The sequence below is a fragment of the Pseudomonas sp. GD03862 genome (genome assembly GCF_029840855.1).
Taxonomy (GTDB): domain Bacteria; phylum Pseudomonadota; class Gammaproteobacteria; order Pseudomonadales; family Pseudomonadaceae; genus Aquipseudomonas; species Aquipseudomonas alloputida.
The window spans coordinates 16,741-29,892 of record NZ_JAOCDI010000041.1; the positions used below are offsets into that span (position 1 = coordinate 16,741).

Below are 13,152 nucleotides of genomic sequence, written 5' to 3' on the forward strand. Positions count from 1 at the left end.
CGGGATTGTCTTTCCATGAAGATCGTCTGTTTCAACATCAACGGCCTGCGGGCCCGCCCGCATCAGCTGGCGGCGCTGATCGAAAAGCACCAGCCGGACGTGATCGGCCTGCAGGAAACCAAGGTCAGCGACGATCAGTTCCCGCTGGCCGATGTGCAGGCACTGGGTTACCACGTGCACTACCATGGCCAGAAAGGCCACTACGGCGTGGCCCTGCTGTCGCGCCAGGCGCCGCTGAGCCTGCACAAGGGCTTTGCCACCGACGAAGAAGATGCCCAGCGCCGCTTCATCTGGGGTACCTTCGCCGATGCCGACGGCAGCCCGATCACCATCATGAACGGCTATTTCCCCCAGGGTGAAAGCCGCGACCACCCCACCAAGTTCCCAGCCAAGCAGCGCTTCTACAGTGACCTGCAGGCACTGCTGGAAAGCCAGTTCCGCAACGACCATCCAGTGCTGGTGATGGGCGACATGAACATCTCGCCGCAAGACTGTGATATCGGCATTGGCCCGGACAACGCCAAACGCTGGCTGAAGACCGGCAAGTGCAGCTTCCTGCCGGAAGAGCGTGAGTGGATGGAACGTTTGAAAGGCTGGGGGTTGGTAGACAGCTTCCGCCACCTGTACCCGGACGTGACCGACCGTTTCAGCTGGTTCGACTACCGAAGCCGCGGCTTCGAGGACGAGCCCAAGCGCGGCCTGCGCATCGACCTGATCATGGCCTCACAGCCGCTGGTGCCGCGCATCAAGGCAGCGGGCGTGGACTATGAGCTGCGCGGGATGGAAAAACCGTCGGACCATGCGCCGATCTGGCTGGAGTTGAGCTGACTCTGGTGACGGGCCCAAGGTGCACGCCTTGGGCCCACACTCACAACCCCAGCCTCAACGCCTCCCCCACCCCTGCCCCACGCACATCGTCCGCCGCGCTGACCAGGGCAAAGTTATAAGCCCCATGCGACCAGTACCGCGCCTCCAGTTGGCCATCGACCCGCTGCCCGTCCGGCATGCGCCGATAAAGGTTGCCCGGCGAGCGCAGGAACAGGCTGATGCGCTGGCCCTTGCCATCTTCGAACACCAGTAATGCAGCCGGCCCCTGCTCGTTGCTGAGCAAGCGCGCGCCCACCGGTTTGAAGCCATACCCCGCCAGGTCCGGTAACTGGCCCACCCGGCTGAAATGGCGGCCCAGCCAGTCGCGCAACTGCTCAGGATCACTGGCCTGGATATCCAGTGCTTCACTGCCGGCGAACAGACGGTGCGCCTGAACAGCATCAGCCATGGGCAGGTCGACCCGCGCCAGGGTTGCATCGCGCACTTGCCAGCCGCCCAAGCCCCCCACACCCAACGCCAGCATCACCACCGCCGCCGCAGCCCAGCGCCGCTGCCGACGCTGGCGCAATTGCCGACGCAACTGGCCAAGGTCCAGCTGCGCCGCACCGGGCAGCTCGCCCAACCCGGCCAGCGCTGTGCGCAGCCTTCGGGCATCGGCGCGCCAGCCTTCCACACGTGCCGCAGCTTGCGGGTTGGCCGCCAGCCAGGCCTGCACCTCGGCCCGGCGCACAGGTTCCAGGCGCTCATCGACGTAAGCGTGCAATTCATCATCGCTGGGGATCAGGCGCGTCATTTCAGTCTCCGCAAGGCCGGGGGTTGGGGGTTGCCCTCGGTCAGTTCGCGCAAGGCATTGCGCGCGCGCGACAGGCGCGACATCACAGTGCCGATGGGGATGCCCAAGGCCTGGGCGGCCTCCTTGTAACTCAAGCCTTCGATGCTGACCAGCAACAACAAGGCACGCTGCTCCGCCGTCAGCCGGGCAAACGCCTGCAGGTCGGCCTGTGCCAGGACGATGGTTTCGAGGTTGTCACCAGCCGGCTCATCGTCGTGCTGGTTACGGCCGAACCAGGACAACCAGCGCGCATGCAGTCGCTCGCGGCGCTTACCGTCGAGGAACTGTCGATAAAGTATGGTGAACAGCCAGGCACGCAGGGCATCGGCGTCCCGTTGCTGGTCGCGACGGCTCAGGGCCCGCTCGACCGTAGCCTGCACCAGGTCGTCGGCGCTGCCCGGCTCGCGGGTCAGCCACACGGCAAAGCGGCGCAGGCGGGCCAGCAGCTCGCGCCACTGGTGGTCGTCCAAATCATGCATGGCTAGGTCCCGGCCTCTGGGGTTGTCAGTGTAAAGGGCAGACGCCTGTGAACAAATTCTATTCCCGATGAGGGAATAACTTTTTCTCTGACACGTCGTACTGGCACCTTCACTGAACCGGACGATGACCATGAACACACCCTTGCACGGCCCGGCCAAAGCCTTGCGCCTGGCCGCCATTGGCGGCGTGCTGCTGGCCGCAGGTGCCGGCTTTGCCTATGCCGCTGGCTGGCTCGGCGCCCCCCGACTGACGCCACAGCGCATTATCGACACCTTCGAAGCCCAGGCCGGGCATTACCCAGGCTACCGCAAGAACCACGCCAAGGGCTTGTGCGTGAGCGGCTACTTCCAGGCCAGCGGGCAGGCCGCCAACCTGTCCACGGCGCGCGCCTTCAGCCAGCAACGGGTGCCGGTGGTTGGCCGTTTTGCCATCGGCGGTGCCAACCCGTTCGCCCCGGATACGGGTATACCCGTACGCAGCCTGGCGATTGAGCTGAGCACCGACGACGGCCAGGTCTGGCGGACGGGCATGAACAACCCTCCGGTGCTGGCAGTCAGCACGCCGCAAGCGTTCTACCAGCAAGTACTGGCGAGTGCACCAGACCCAGCGACCGGCAAACCGGACCCTGGCAAGCTGCAGGCGTTCTTCGCCGCCCACCCGGAAAGCGCGGCGTTTCGCCAATGGGCGGCGGGTTACAAACCCAGCGACAGCTTCGCCAACACGCAATACCACAGTATCAATGCCTTCCGCCTGATCGACGCAGCTGGCGCGGCGCATCCGGTGCGTTGGCAGCTCGAGCCACAAACTGCATTTGCAGCATTGCCCGCGCAAGTTGATGACAAGCAATTCCTGCAACACGACTTGCAGCAGCGCCTTGCCCAAGGCCCGTTGCGCTGGACGCTGCGCCTGGTACTGGCCGAACCAGGCGATGCCGTGGACGACCCTGCACGGCCGTGGCCCGCCGAGCGGCGCAGCGTGGACGCCGGCACTCTGGTGCTGGAACAGGTCGACGCCCCCGAGCAAGGGGCCTGCCGCGACCTCAACTTCGACCCGCTGATCCTGCCGCGCGGTATAGAGGCGTCGGCCGACCCGATCCTCGCCGCCCGCTCGGCCGCCTATTCGGAATCGTTCAACCGCCGTAGCCGCGAATCGCTCAGCACCGGAGCCAAGCCATGAAACCTCAAGCCTTCCACCCTTTCGCCCGCTTGTTGCACTGGCTGATGGCCGTGCTGATTCTGGCCATGCTGTTCATCGGCGTGAGCATGGTCGCCGACCTGTCGCTACGCCACCCGGTGCTGATCAGCCTGCACAAGGCCACCGGGCTGGCCCTGCTGGTGCTGGTGGTACTGCGTATCGCTGTGCGCCTGACCCTACCTCACCCGCCCCTGCCGAACGACCTGCCAAAACTGCAGCGCTGGGCCGCCGGAGCCTCGCATCTGCTGCTCTATGGCCTGATGCTGGCCATGCCGCTGCTGGGCTGGGCCATGCTGTCGGCAGGCGATTACCCGCGCCCGCTCGGCTTGCCCGCCATCGCCCCCCACAACCTGCAGCTATATGCCGTGCTGCGCCAGGCCCATGGCTGGGCCGGCTACCTGCTGTTCGCCACGGTGCTGGTGCATGTGGGGGCCGCCTTGATGCATGCGTGGGTGCGCCGTGACGGTGTGTTGCGTAGCATGTGGCCTGGCCCCTTGCGCCGCAGCGAATGAACGGCAGCGGCCCAGGGGTTCGACAATCGATAATGATTCCTAATAATATCGGTTTGTTTACCACTCTGCCTTGGACTGCCCATGAACGTCGCAAAGGATCCTGCAACCCTGCTGCCTGCCAGCACCCTGAACTTGCGCCCGCTGTTGCTGGCCAACATGGCCTGCACCATGTCGATGATGGCCTTCGTCGCCCTGATCGGCCCGATAGCCCGCCAGCTTGGCATGGCCACCTGGCAAGCCGGCGCCGCCGTGACCGTGGCTGGCGTGGTCTGGGTGCTGCTGGCCCGGCCCTGGGGCCGCGCGGCAGACCGCCTGGGCCGCCGGCGCATCCTGCTGCTGGGCAGCGCCGGCTTCACCCTGGCCTACTGGCTGCTGTGCCTGTTCGTCGAAGGCGCACTGCGCTGGATGCCGGGGGCAACCTTGGCGTTCATCGGCCTGATGATCGCGCGTGGTTGCATCGGCGCCTTTTATGCCGCCATCCCGGTAGGCTGCAATGCGCTGATCGCCGACCATGTGGAGCCGCAACGCCGGGCGCGGGCCATGGCCTCACTGGGGGCAGCCAACGCCGTCGGTCTGGTGGTCGGGCCGGCGCTGGCCGCACTGCTGGCGCGGCACAGCCTGAGCCTGCCGTTCCATATCATGTCGCTGCTGCCGGCCACTGCCTTCCTCGTGCTGTTTTTCACCCTCAAACCACAGGCGCTGCCGCACAGCCACGCCCCCAGCCCGGTGCGGCTGAACGACCCGCGCCTGCGCCGGCCGCTGCTGGTGGCATTCAGCGCCATGCTCAGCGTGACCGTGTCGCAGATCATCGTCGGTTTCTTTGCCCTTGACCGCTTGCATCTGGGCCCTGCCGAAGCGGCCCAGGCGGCTGGCATCGCCCTGACCACCGTGGGTGTGGCACTGATGCTGGCCCAGGTGATACTGCGCCAACTGGAGTGGCCACCGCTGAAGATGATCCGGGTGGGTGCCACGGTATCGGCACTGGGCTTTGCCTGTGGCTCGCTGGCCACCACGGCGCCGTGGCTGTGGGCTTGCTATTTTGTTGCGGCGGCCGGCATGGGCTTCGTCTTCCCGGCGTTTTCGGCACTGGCGGCCAATGCCATGCAGGCCTCCGAACAAGGCGCCACGGCCGGTTCCATTGGCGCCGCCCAAGGCATGGGCGCGGTGATCGGGCCGCTCGCCGGTACCTTGGTGTATGCCCTTGATCCGCGCTTGCCATTCCTGGCCGTGGCCGTGCTGTTGCTGCTGGTCGGGCTGTGGCCAATGCCGCGTGAGCAGCGGGTTTGAGAAGCACAGCGCGCAAGGGCGCAGAGTGTGTTTTAATGCGCATCGCTCATTATTATTGACACCTCTGATTACAAGGCGGCTATGGACACGGGGACGCGACTCAAACTGGTGCGTGAACGCAACAACCTCTCCCAACGGGAACTGGCCCGTCGCAGCGGGCTGACCAATTCGACGATCTCGCAGATCGAGCAGAATCGCGTCAGCCCTTCGGTCAGCTCCCTGAAAAAACTGCTCGAAGGCATTCCCATGAGCCTGGCGGAGTTTTTCAGCTTCGACGAGCCGGTGCGTGAGGAACGCTACGTATTCCGTGGTGGCGAACAACCCGACCTGGGCCGCAATGGCCTGCGCATGCTGCTGGTCGGCGCCAGCGTCGAAGGCCGCCAAATGCGCATGCTGCGTGAGCTGTACGCACCCGGCGCCGACTCTGGCGAGCCGATCGTGCACGCTGAAGGCGAAGAATGCGGGTTGGTCACCCGCGGTACCGTCGAGCTGTGGGTCGACGGCCAGGTCAGCGTGCTCAATTCGGGCGACGGCTACTACATCCCCACGACCCTGCCGCACAGTTTCAAGAACATCGGCCCGGATGAGGCCGAGATCATCAGCGCCAACACGCCGGCGAATTTCTGATCTTGACCCACAGACGTTCACCGAGCGCCCGGGATGTCTACCAGTGCCTGCGCAATGTGGCGCTCGGCGTGCATCACCTTGAGGTGGCTGCACGCCGTGATGGCGGCCTGGTCGATGTCGGCATCCAGGGCTGGCAACTGACGTTGGCCCTGGATACCGAAGGCCTGGCGCATTGCGTTCATTGCCAAGCCCCCGACGGCGAACAGGCCGGCCTCGAACACTGGCAGCGCTATGGCACCAACCCCACCGACCTGCTCAGCCTGTGGGAGCGCACTCAGCTGGAGAGGCTGCTGGCCCCCTGACGTAGCGCCTCCTCGACAAAGTCCAGGCGGTCCTGGCCGAAGAACATCCCATCACCGACAAAACAGGTGGGCGCGCCAAACACCCCGCGCGCCACAGCGGCCTCGGTCGCGTGCTTTAGCGCTGCTTTTACTTCGCTGTCAGCGGCCAGGGCATGAAAAAACTGTGGGTCGAAGCCTGCCTGCGCGAGTGTTTCATTCAGCACAGCGCTGTCGCTCAGGTTGCGCCGCTGTACCCACAGCCCAGTGAACAGCACCGATAGCAATGCCTCGAACCGATCCGGTGAATGCAACTGGGTCCCTGTCACGCCGCGCATCAACGTCAGGGTATTGACCGGGAAGCCCGGCGGCATCCCGAACGGCACACCGTAGCGTTCGGCAAAGCGGGCCAGGTCGGTGAACATGTAGCGCCCTTTGGCCGGGATCATGGCCGGCGAAGCATTGCCGGTAGCCTGGAAAACCCCGCCAAGCAGCATTGGCCGGTAGCGCAGCGTAGCGCCGTGGCGGGCACACAGGTTCGGCAGTTGGGTCCAGGCCAGGTAGCTGGCCGGGCTACCCAGGTCAAAAAAGAAATCGACAGACGTTTGCATGGTGACGGTCCTTGCATGTTAACGGGGGTTACCAGCGTTCCATCCAGGGGCGCAGGTCCAGCTCGAAGGTCCAGGCATCGCGGGGCTGGGCGTGCAGGAACCAGTAACTGTCGGCAATGTGCGCCGGGTCAAGGATGCCATCCTGGTCCTTGAGGGCATAGCGCTCGGGGAAGCTGTCGCGGATGAAGGCCGTGTCGATGGCACCGTCCACCACCACATGGGCGACATGGATGTTGCGTGGCCCCAACTCGCGCGCCATGCTCTGCGCCAGGGCACGCAAGCCATGCTTGGCCCCGGCGAAGGCGGCAAAACCGGCTGCGCCGCGGGTACCGGCTGTAGCGCCGGTAAACAGGAGGGTGCCGCGCTCACGCTGAACCATGCGCCGGGCCACCGCCTGCGCGGTGAGGAAACCGGCAAAGCAGGCCATTTCCCAGATCTTGAAGTACTTGCGTGGGGTTTCCTCGAGAATGCTGCACGGAACATTCGCACCGATATTGAAGACAAATGCCTCAATCGGACCTATATCACGCTCGATAGTCTCCACCAGCTCGGCCACCTCCTCTTCCTTGCGCGCATCAGAGCCAAAACCGTAGGCCTGGCCGCCAGCGGCGTGTATTTCCTCCAGCAGCGGCTGCAGTTTGTCGGCCTGGCGACGAGTTACGCAGGCAATATAGCCCTCACGCGCAAAACGCTTGGCGATCTCGCCGCCAGTGGCGTCGCCCGCCCCGATCACCAGCACGACTTTTTGTTGTTCTGACATGCTTGCCTCCATTGGTAAATGATCGTTTAGTAAACGAACGCTATGTTATGATCGCGGTCATCGTCAAGCCTGTTTGCCGAGGCATGTGAATGCGCTATTCCAACGAACACAAACAGCAAACCCGCGAACGGTTGCTGGCCAGCAGCGGCGCGCTGGCCAAGCGCGGGGGGTTTGCCAGCACCGGCGTGGCCGGGTTGATGAAAGCGATCGGCCTGACCGGCGGTGCCTTCTACAACCACTTCCCGTCCAAGGACGACCTGTTTACCGAGGTGGTACGCCAGGAGCTGAGCAACAGCCCCCTGGCACGCCTGGCCAGCAAGGGAGCCAACCGTGAACGCCTGGGCCGCTGCCTGCAGCAGTACCTGAGCCTGGTCCACCTGCGCAATGCCGAAGGTGGATGCCCGTTGCCGCCGCTGGGAGTGGAAATCGCCCGGGCCGACACGCCAGTGCGTGAAGTGGCTGAGCACTGGCTGGTAGAACTGCACCGGGCCTGGAGCACAACCCTGGAGGATGAGCAGCTGGCCTGGGTGCTGATCAGCCAGTGCGTAGGGGCATTGCTGGTCGGGCGCATGCTGGCCAGTGAAAGCGTGCAAGTGCAGGTACTGGACGCCAGCCGCCAGTTTGTCGAACAGGCCCTGCATGAGGCGGATTAGTGCCCTGCTGGGTTTGCTATTGGCCCTCCCTGCGCTTGCCGAACAGGCCTGCCCGCCTGGGCAGTATCAAGTGTGCCTGATGGGCTGCTTTTGCGCCCCGATCGACCCAGGCCAGGCCGGGCAGATCCTCAAGGATGTGGAGGTCATGGCCTCGTCCAGCCTGGCATACGCCTTGCGCCAGGCCCGCGACGAAGCCACGGCCAGCGGTGTGCAGCCGATTCCGTTGCATATTCGGGCGCAGCTGGAACCCTGGTATGACTTTGCCGTGCTCGACGCGGCGCGCTTCCGGGTGGGGGATGAGCAACAGATCAGCGCAGCCAATGCGCTATTGCAGAACCCCGATGTGAACGCCGTTACACTGATCGACACGATCATCTTCCGCCGGGCCGCCGATGCCGAGGACAACGTGGCCTTGTGGGCGCACGAGCTCAAGCATGTGCAGCAGTATCAGGAGCTGGGCGTGGAGGAGTTTGCCCGACGCTATACGCGCAACTTCGACGACCTGGAGGGGCCGGCCTACAAGATCGAGGCCGAAGTCGACAAGGCGCTGCGCGAGCGTCGTTCAGGCCTGGCCCGCTGATCGCTGCCATTACGCTCCACATCGACAGTGCAGGTCTTGCCCAGCGCAAAATTCAGCCGTTCGCGCGAACCGTGGTAGGAGCGGGTTTACCCGCGAATACGGTAGCGGCGGCAACAGAGTACGACTGGTGGAGATTGGCCAGCAGGCCCGGCCCTTTCGCGGGTAAACCCGCTCCTACACGACGGCATGCGCCCAACCCCCGATGTGTGTCCACCCCGATCTGTGTAGGAGCGGGTTTACCCGCGAATACGGTGGCGGCGGCAACGATGAACGACGGGTGGAGATTGGCCAGAAGGCCCGGCCTCTTCGCGGCTATCAACCCTTTGATACGACCAAGCTTTTCAGCTCTCAGCACCGCAGAAAAGCTTGACCGCCAACACAGCATCTACATGGGAACGTAAAGGCGCTCAAGACACCGCCGAAGCCTCCACCGCCTGCTCACGGCTGGCATAACGCTGCGCCAGCACAGCACACACCATCAGCTGTATCTGGTGGAACAGCATCAGCGGCAGGATCATCGCGCCAATGCCACTGCCCACGAACAACACCTGGGCCATGGGCACACCCGTAGCCAGGCTTTTCTTGGAGCCGGCAAACAGGATGGTGATGCGATCCTCAAGGTCAAAGCCCAGCGCCTTGCCAAGCAAGCGGGTGCCAAACAGCACCACTGCCAGCAGAATTGCGCACACCACGAACAACCCCGCCAAGTGCTGCGGCGATACGGTGTGCCACAAACCGGTAACCACGGCCTCACTGAAGGCGGTGTACACCACCAGCAGGATCGAACCCTGGTCCACCACCTTGAGCCAGCGCGCATTGCGCTTGACCCAGGCGCCGATCCAGCGCCGCGCGACCTGCCCGGCAACGAACGGCACCAGCAGCTGCAAAGTGATCTTCAACACCGCATCCAGGCCGGAACCTGTATCACCACCGGCGCCCAGCAGCAGCATCACCAGCAACGGTGTGAGGAAGATACCCAGCAGGCTGGAGGCCGCTGCGCTGCAGATGGCCGCCGGCACGTTACCGCGGGCCAGCGAGGTAAAGGCAATGGCCGACTGCACGGTTGCAGGCAAGGCACACAGGTACAGGATGCCAAGGTAAAGCTCGTTACCCACCAGCGGTACGAACAGAGGTTTGAACGCCAGGCCCAGCAGCGGGAACAATACGAAAGTACAGGAGAACACCAGTAGGTGCAGGCGCCAGTGCCCGGCACCGGCAATGATGGCTTCACGGGACAGTTTGGCGCCATGCAAGAAGAACAACAGGCCAATGGCCAGGTTGGTCAGCCAGCCGAAATACACCGCGCCATCGCCCGAGCAAGGCAGTACGGTGGCGATGAGTACCACACCGAGCAAGGCCAGGGTGAAATTGTCAAATAACATGCGCAAATACTTCATCACTGTATCCATCTTGTCATGGTGGGTGGGCAGACGATAAGGTCTTTGGCTCCCCGTCGCTAACGCCGGAACCCCGAGTGGTATCGCTCAACGGACACGCTCCACAAAAGGACTCACCATGCTCCGCCCACGTCTGGCTGCACTTGCAGCCGCCATTACCCTTGCCTTAGGCCATGCCAGCGCCCAGGCCGACGACCAGTTACAGGCCAAGGTCGACCAGATCATCCGCCCGCTCATGCAGGAACAAGGCATCACCGGCATGGCTGTGGCCATCTATGCACGCGACCACGCGCATTACTTCAGCTACGGTGTGGCCAGCAAGGCCGACAACGTACCGGTCAGCCGCGATACGCTGTTCGAGATCGGTTCGCTGAGCAAGACCTACACGGCCACCCTGGCCGCGCTTGCCAGCGCCGAGGGCAAGCTTGACCTCGAGGCCCCGGCCAAGCGCTATCACCCGGCATTGGCCGGCGTCCCCATCGGCGACGCGACGGTGCTGGAACTGGGCGCCTATAGCGCCGACTGCCTGCCACTGCAGTTCCCCGACACCGTACAAACACCGCAACAGGTAGTCGATTTCTTCCGCCACTGGCAACCTCGTGCCAAACCTGGCACCCAGCGCTGCTACTCCAACCCCAGCCTGGGTTTGTTCGGTGACCTGGCCGCCCGTGCGCAGCACCAACCGTTCTCCACGCTGATGAGTGAGGGCCTGCTGGCGAAGATGGGCCTGAAAAACACCTACCTTCAGGTTCCGGCCAGCGCCCAGGGGCTTTATGCCCAAGGGTATGACGCCGACGACAAGCCGGTGCGTGTAGGGCCCGGCCCTTACGCCGATGAGGCCTACGGCATCAAAACCAGCGCCAGCGACCTGCTGCGCTATGTGCGGTTGCACATGCAACCGCAGGGCCTGCCACCGGCCCTGGCGAAAGCCACCGCCCTTACCCAGCAGGGCTACTTCCAGGTTGGCGCCATGACGCAAGGCCTGGGCTGGGAACGCTACCCCTACCCGGTCACGCTGAGCACACTGATCGATGGCAACAGCCCACGGCTGATCCGCGAACCGCAGGCCACCACTCGCTTGCAGCCGGCCCTGCCCGCGCTGCCGGCAGCCTGGTACAACAAGACCGGCGCCACCAACGGCTTCGGCGCGTACGCCGCGTTCGTGCCGGCAGAACAGCTGGCAGTCGTGCTGCTGGCCAATCGGAATTACCCCAACCAAGCGCGGGTTCAAGCCGCCTTCGACATCCTTTCCGGCTTATAACGCTCGCGTTGATTGTCGGACAAAACGACAGAATGTAGTGAGCTAAAATATTCACTACAAAATGGTTGACGCCGTTCATCGCGCTTGGGCATGATGAAGCCGTCTCCCCGATCGGGAGCGGTGGCAAGGGTGTTCCAGACGGCCTGCGCGGTAACGCAGGCCGTCCGTGGAGAGGGAAACTGTCCAAAAGGCAGCGTGAGAAAGCCCCTGTTGCGATGCTGCTGTAGCAGCCTTGGTAGTGCGCTACACCGTGATAGCGCCAACTGTGAAAATCACCTATGAATGGGTAATGGGGGCTTTATGATGAACTTGAACAACAATCCGACTATCGACCAATTGGCCCAGCTGTTTGCCGTGCGCAAGGACAGCCTTGACGACCATTTGCTGTGGGTTAGCCAAACCGGTGAAGTGCGCCTCGACCGCCTGCCACCGAACACCGTCGAAGATGAATTTGAAGAGCACCTGCCCAGCATGCGTGCCCGCTTCAAGGTCTACCGCCGTGGCCAAGGCTACGTCGGCAAGAAAGCCGCCGCCGACACTGAATTCGTTGGCCGCGTGCTGCAGACCCTGCAACAAGAATGGCCCGCTGCCCGTGAGCAGCAGGCAGTCAAGGTGATCGAACCGCTGAATTGAGGGTTCGCACCCTTACCAGAGCCCGGCCTGCATAGGCCGGGCTTTTTCATGCCTGGCGCCGCTGCAGACGGGTTTCCGGCAGAGGCAAGGCGCCTGTTGCCATCGCCCGGGCGCGGTCGACACCCCACACCAGCGCACGGGTCATGGTCTCGCCCGGCAGCGCGGGGTAATACTCTTCCAGCAACGCCCGCCCATCCCCGGCGTACAACCCCAGAAACAGCTGCGTCGCCCCCAGGCGCGACAAGCGCACCTGCACGTCCAGTGTGGTGCCGTCGCTGAGTGCTTCGTCGTGGCAGCGGCTGTGCAGCTGTGCGTCGGCCCACTGCCAATAGGTTTCTTCCCTGACTCGCATGAGCATTCAATCCTCCGTTGCTGGAATGCCGCGTCAGAAAACCACAGGCCGGGCCATCCGGCGAGCGCTACCGGGCAATACCATGAGGCGGATCAACGAATGGCAATAAAAACCCCGCCGTTGGGCGGGGGGCGTGTGCAGGCGCGGGATCACTTCTTGAGCGGTACCCGCGGCATGAAGCGGCCTTTTTTGCTGCGCTGCAAATGTGCAGGCTGGAGCTGTTCGGAATCATCCAGCGTCATGTGGGCGAAACCCAGGCGAAATGCCGCCTGGCCGCAACGCACCTGGCTGTTGATCGGGAACGCATCGTTCAGGTCTTCGAAAAAGGATTCGCTCATGCCCAGTCTCCCTCCAGTGGCGGTCGCGTCGGCAACCAGACAAGTTGCCCAGGAAACGCGGCCTGTGAAAGTGAGACTAGCTGGTCATTTGCGGACCGACCGGACAAGAACCTTGCAGCCGACCAATGGCAAAAGGCTTTACTTCAGTCGTACTGCCGTACCGGTGGCAAATACCACGACCATGCCGCCCTGTACCGACGGCATGCTGATCTCAAAATCCACCCCCACTACCGCATCGGCTTGCAACTGTCGTGCCCGGGCCTTGAGTTCTTCAGTGGCCTGCTCCCGGGCCTCGCGCAGCGCGCTTTCCAAGGTTTGCGAACGGCCACCGAAGAAGTCGCGAAACCGTGCAAAGAAATCGCGCACGAAGTTGATACCTTGCACCGATTCGGAACTGACCACGCCCAGGTATTCGGCAATCGGGCGGCCTTCGAGCTGGCTGGTGGTGGAAATGATCATGGATGCGCTCCGTTGGCCTGGCAGAAAGAGGCCGATTCTAACAGAGCGCAGGTCAGCAGATTTAAGCGCT

The 13,152-nt window shown here is 63.6% G+C and carries 18 protein-coding genes; 10 read left to right on the forward strand and 8 right to left on the reverse strand.

Annotated features, from left to right (window positions below; all coding sequences use genetic code 11):
• The first annotated feature begins 15 nt into the window (after positions 1 to 15).
• Positions 16 to 828, forward strand: coding sequence for an exodeoxyribonuclease III (gene xthA / locus N5D53_RS21895; protein ID WP_020192971.1), 813 nt, complete (start codon positions 16 to 18; stop codon positions 826 to 828).
• A 40-nt stretch (positions 829 to 868) separates the two neighbouring features.
• Here xthA and N5D53_RS21900 read toward each other — a convergent pair whose 3' ends face one another.
• On the reverse strand, positions 869 to 1,621 hold the full coding sequence (locus tag N5D53_RS21900) for an anti-sigma factor (protein ID WP_279840802.1): 753 nt from the start codon (positions 1,619 to 1,621) through the stop codon (positions 869 to 871).
• A complete protein-coding gene (locus N5D53_RS21905; protein WP_279840804.1) occupies positions 1,618 to 2,139 on the reverse strand; it encodes a sigma-70 family RNA polymerase sigma factor in 522 nt (173 codons plus the stop codon). Before N5D53_RS21905 ends, N5D53_RS21900 begins: the two co-directional genes overlap by 4 nt.
• Positions 2,140 to 2,263: 124 nt before the next feature.
• Here N5D53_RS21905 and N5D53_RS21910 point away from each other — a divergent pair, with 124 nt between their 5' ends.
• The 5 genes from N5D53_RS21910 to N5D53_RS21930 all read left to right on the forward strand — a co-directional run bounded on the left by N5D53_RS21910 (position 2,264) and on the right by N5D53_RS21930 (position 6,062).
• The gene (locus N5D53_RS21910; RefSeq protein ID WP_010953791.1) at positions 2,264 to 3,316 is read left to right on the forward strand and encodes a catalase family peroxidase; all 1,053 of its coding nucleotides are present in this window, start codon (positions 2,264 to 2,266) and stop codon (positions 3,314 to 3,316) included.
• Entirely contained in the window at positions 3,313 to 3,846 is a 534-nt protein-coding gene (locus tag N5D53_RS21915; protein ID WP_104961845.1) for a cytochrome b, read from the forward strand. Before N5D53_RS21910 ends, N5D53_RS21915 begins: the two co-directional genes overlap by 4 nt.
• 81 nt (positions 3,847 to 3,927) lie before the next feature.
• The gene (locus N5D53_RS21920; protein ID WP_003248036.1) at positions 3,928 to 5,133 is read left to right on the forward strand and encodes an MFS transporter; all 1,206 of its coding nucleotides are present in this window, start codon (positions 3,928 to 3,930) and stop codon (positions 5,131 to 5,133) included.
• A gap of 81 nt (positions 5,134 to 5,214) precedes the next feature.
• Complete coding sequence (locus N5D53_RS21925) at positions 5,215 to 5,760, forward strand: cupin domain-containing protein (RefSeq protein WP_003248033.1); 546 nt, start codon at positions 5,215 to 5,217, stop codon at positions 5,758 to 5,760.
• 2 nt (positions 5,761 to 5,762) lie between these two features.
• Positions 5,763 to 6,062 (forward strand): hypothetical protein, encoded by a 300-nt coding sequence (locus N5D53_RS21930; protein WP_256597838.1) that lies wholly within the window; start codon positions 5,763 to 5,765, stop codon positions 6,060 to 6,062.
• Here the strand turns inward: N5D53_RS21930 and N5D53_RS21935 are convergent.
• Complete coding sequence (locus tag N5D53_RS21935) at positions 6,035 to 6,649, reverse strand: 2-hydroxychromene-2-carboxylate isomerase (RefSeq protein ID WP_279840807.1); 615 nt, start codon at positions 6,647 to 6,649, stop codon at positions 6,035 to 6,037. The genes N5D53_RS21930 and N5D53_RS21935 overlap by 28 nt on opposite strands.
• Positions 6,650 to 6,677: 28 nt before the next feature.
• Positions 6,678 to 7,409, reverse strand: coding sequence for an SDR family oxidoreductase (locus tag N5D53_RS21940; RefSeq protein ID WP_064491066.1), 732 nt, complete (start codon positions 7,407 to 7,409; stop codon positions 6,678 to 6,680).
• An 89-nt stretch (positions 7,410 to 7,498) separates the two neighbouring features.
• Between N5D53_RS21940 and N5D53_RS21945 the strand changes: the two genes are divergently transcribed.
• Both N5D53_RS21945 and N5D53_RS21950 read left to right on the forward strand, forming a co-directional pair.
• The gene (locus N5D53_RS21945; protein WP_104961849.1) at positions 7,499 to 8,062 is read left to right on the forward strand and encodes a TetR/AcrR family transcriptional regulator; all 564 of its coding nucleotides are present in this window, start codon (positions 7,499 to 7,501) and stop codon (positions 8,060 to 8,062) included.
• On the forward strand, positions 8,049 to 8,642 hold the full coding sequence (locus N5D53_RS21950; protein ID WP_020193791.1) for a DUF4157 domain-containing protein: 594 nt from the start codon (positions 8,049 to 8,051) through the stop codon (positions 8,640 to 8,642). Before N5D53_RS21945 ends, N5D53_RS21950 begins: the two co-directional genes overlap by 14 nt.
• A gap of 407 nt (positions 8,643 to 9,049) precedes the next feature.
• Here the strand turns inward: N5D53_RS21950 and N5D53_RS21955 are convergent, their stop codons facing one another.
• A complete protein-coding gene (locus N5D53_RS21955; protein WP_010953782.1) occupies positions 9,050 to 10,051 on the reverse strand; it encodes a bile acid:sodium symporter family protein in 1,002 nt (333 codons plus the stop codon).
• Positions 10,052 to 10,157: 106 nt separating this feature from the next.
• On the opposite strand from N5D53_RS21955, the gene ampC reads away from it, so the two are divergent.
• Both ampC and N5D53_RS21965 read left to right on the forward strand, forming a co-directional pair.
• Positions 10,158 to 11,300, forward strand: a complete 1,143-nt coding sequence (gene ampC, locus N5D53_RS21960; protein WP_279840809.1) for a class C beta-lactamase — start codon at positions 10,158 to 10,160, stop codon at positions 11,298 to 11,300.
• Between the two features lie 300 nt (positions 11,301 to 11,600).
• Positions 11,601 to 11,933, forward strand: coding sequence for a hypothetical protein (locus N5D53_RS21965; protein ID WP_003253895.1), 333 nt, complete (start codon positions 11,601 to 11,603; stop codon positions 11,931 to 11,933).
• 46 nt (positions 11,934 to 11,979) lie between these two features.
• Here the strand turns inward: N5D53_RS21965 and N5D53_RS21970 are convergent, their stop codons facing one another.
• The 3 genes from N5D53_RS21970 to N5D53_RS21980 all read right to left on the reverse strand — a co-directional run bounded on the left by N5D53_RS21970 (position 11,980) and on the right by N5D53_RS21980 (position 13,082).
• Positions 11,980 to 12,291 (reverse strand): hypothetical protein, encoded by a 312-nt coding sequence (locus N5D53_RS21970; protein WP_010953779.1) that lies wholly within the window; start codon positions 12,289 to 12,291, stop codon positions 11,980 to 11,982.
• A 143-nt stretch (positions 12,292 to 12,434) separates the two neighbouring features.
• The gene (locus N5D53_RS21975; protein ID WP_003253897.1) at positions 12,435 to 12,623 is read right to left on the reverse strand and encodes a hypothetical protein; all 189 of its coding nucleotides are present in this window, start codon (positions 12,621 to 12,623) and stop codon (positions 12,435 to 12,437) included.
• A gap of 138 nt (positions 12,624 to 12,761) precedes the next feature.
• The gene (locus tag N5D53_RS21980) at positions 12,762 to 13,082 is read right to left on the reverse strand and encodes a YbjQ family protein (RefSeq protein WP_003258990.1); all 321 of its coding nucleotides are present in this window, start codon (positions 13,080 to 13,082) and stop codon (positions 12,762 to 12,764) included.
• Between the last annotated feature and the right edge of the window lie 70 nt (positions 13,083 to 13,152).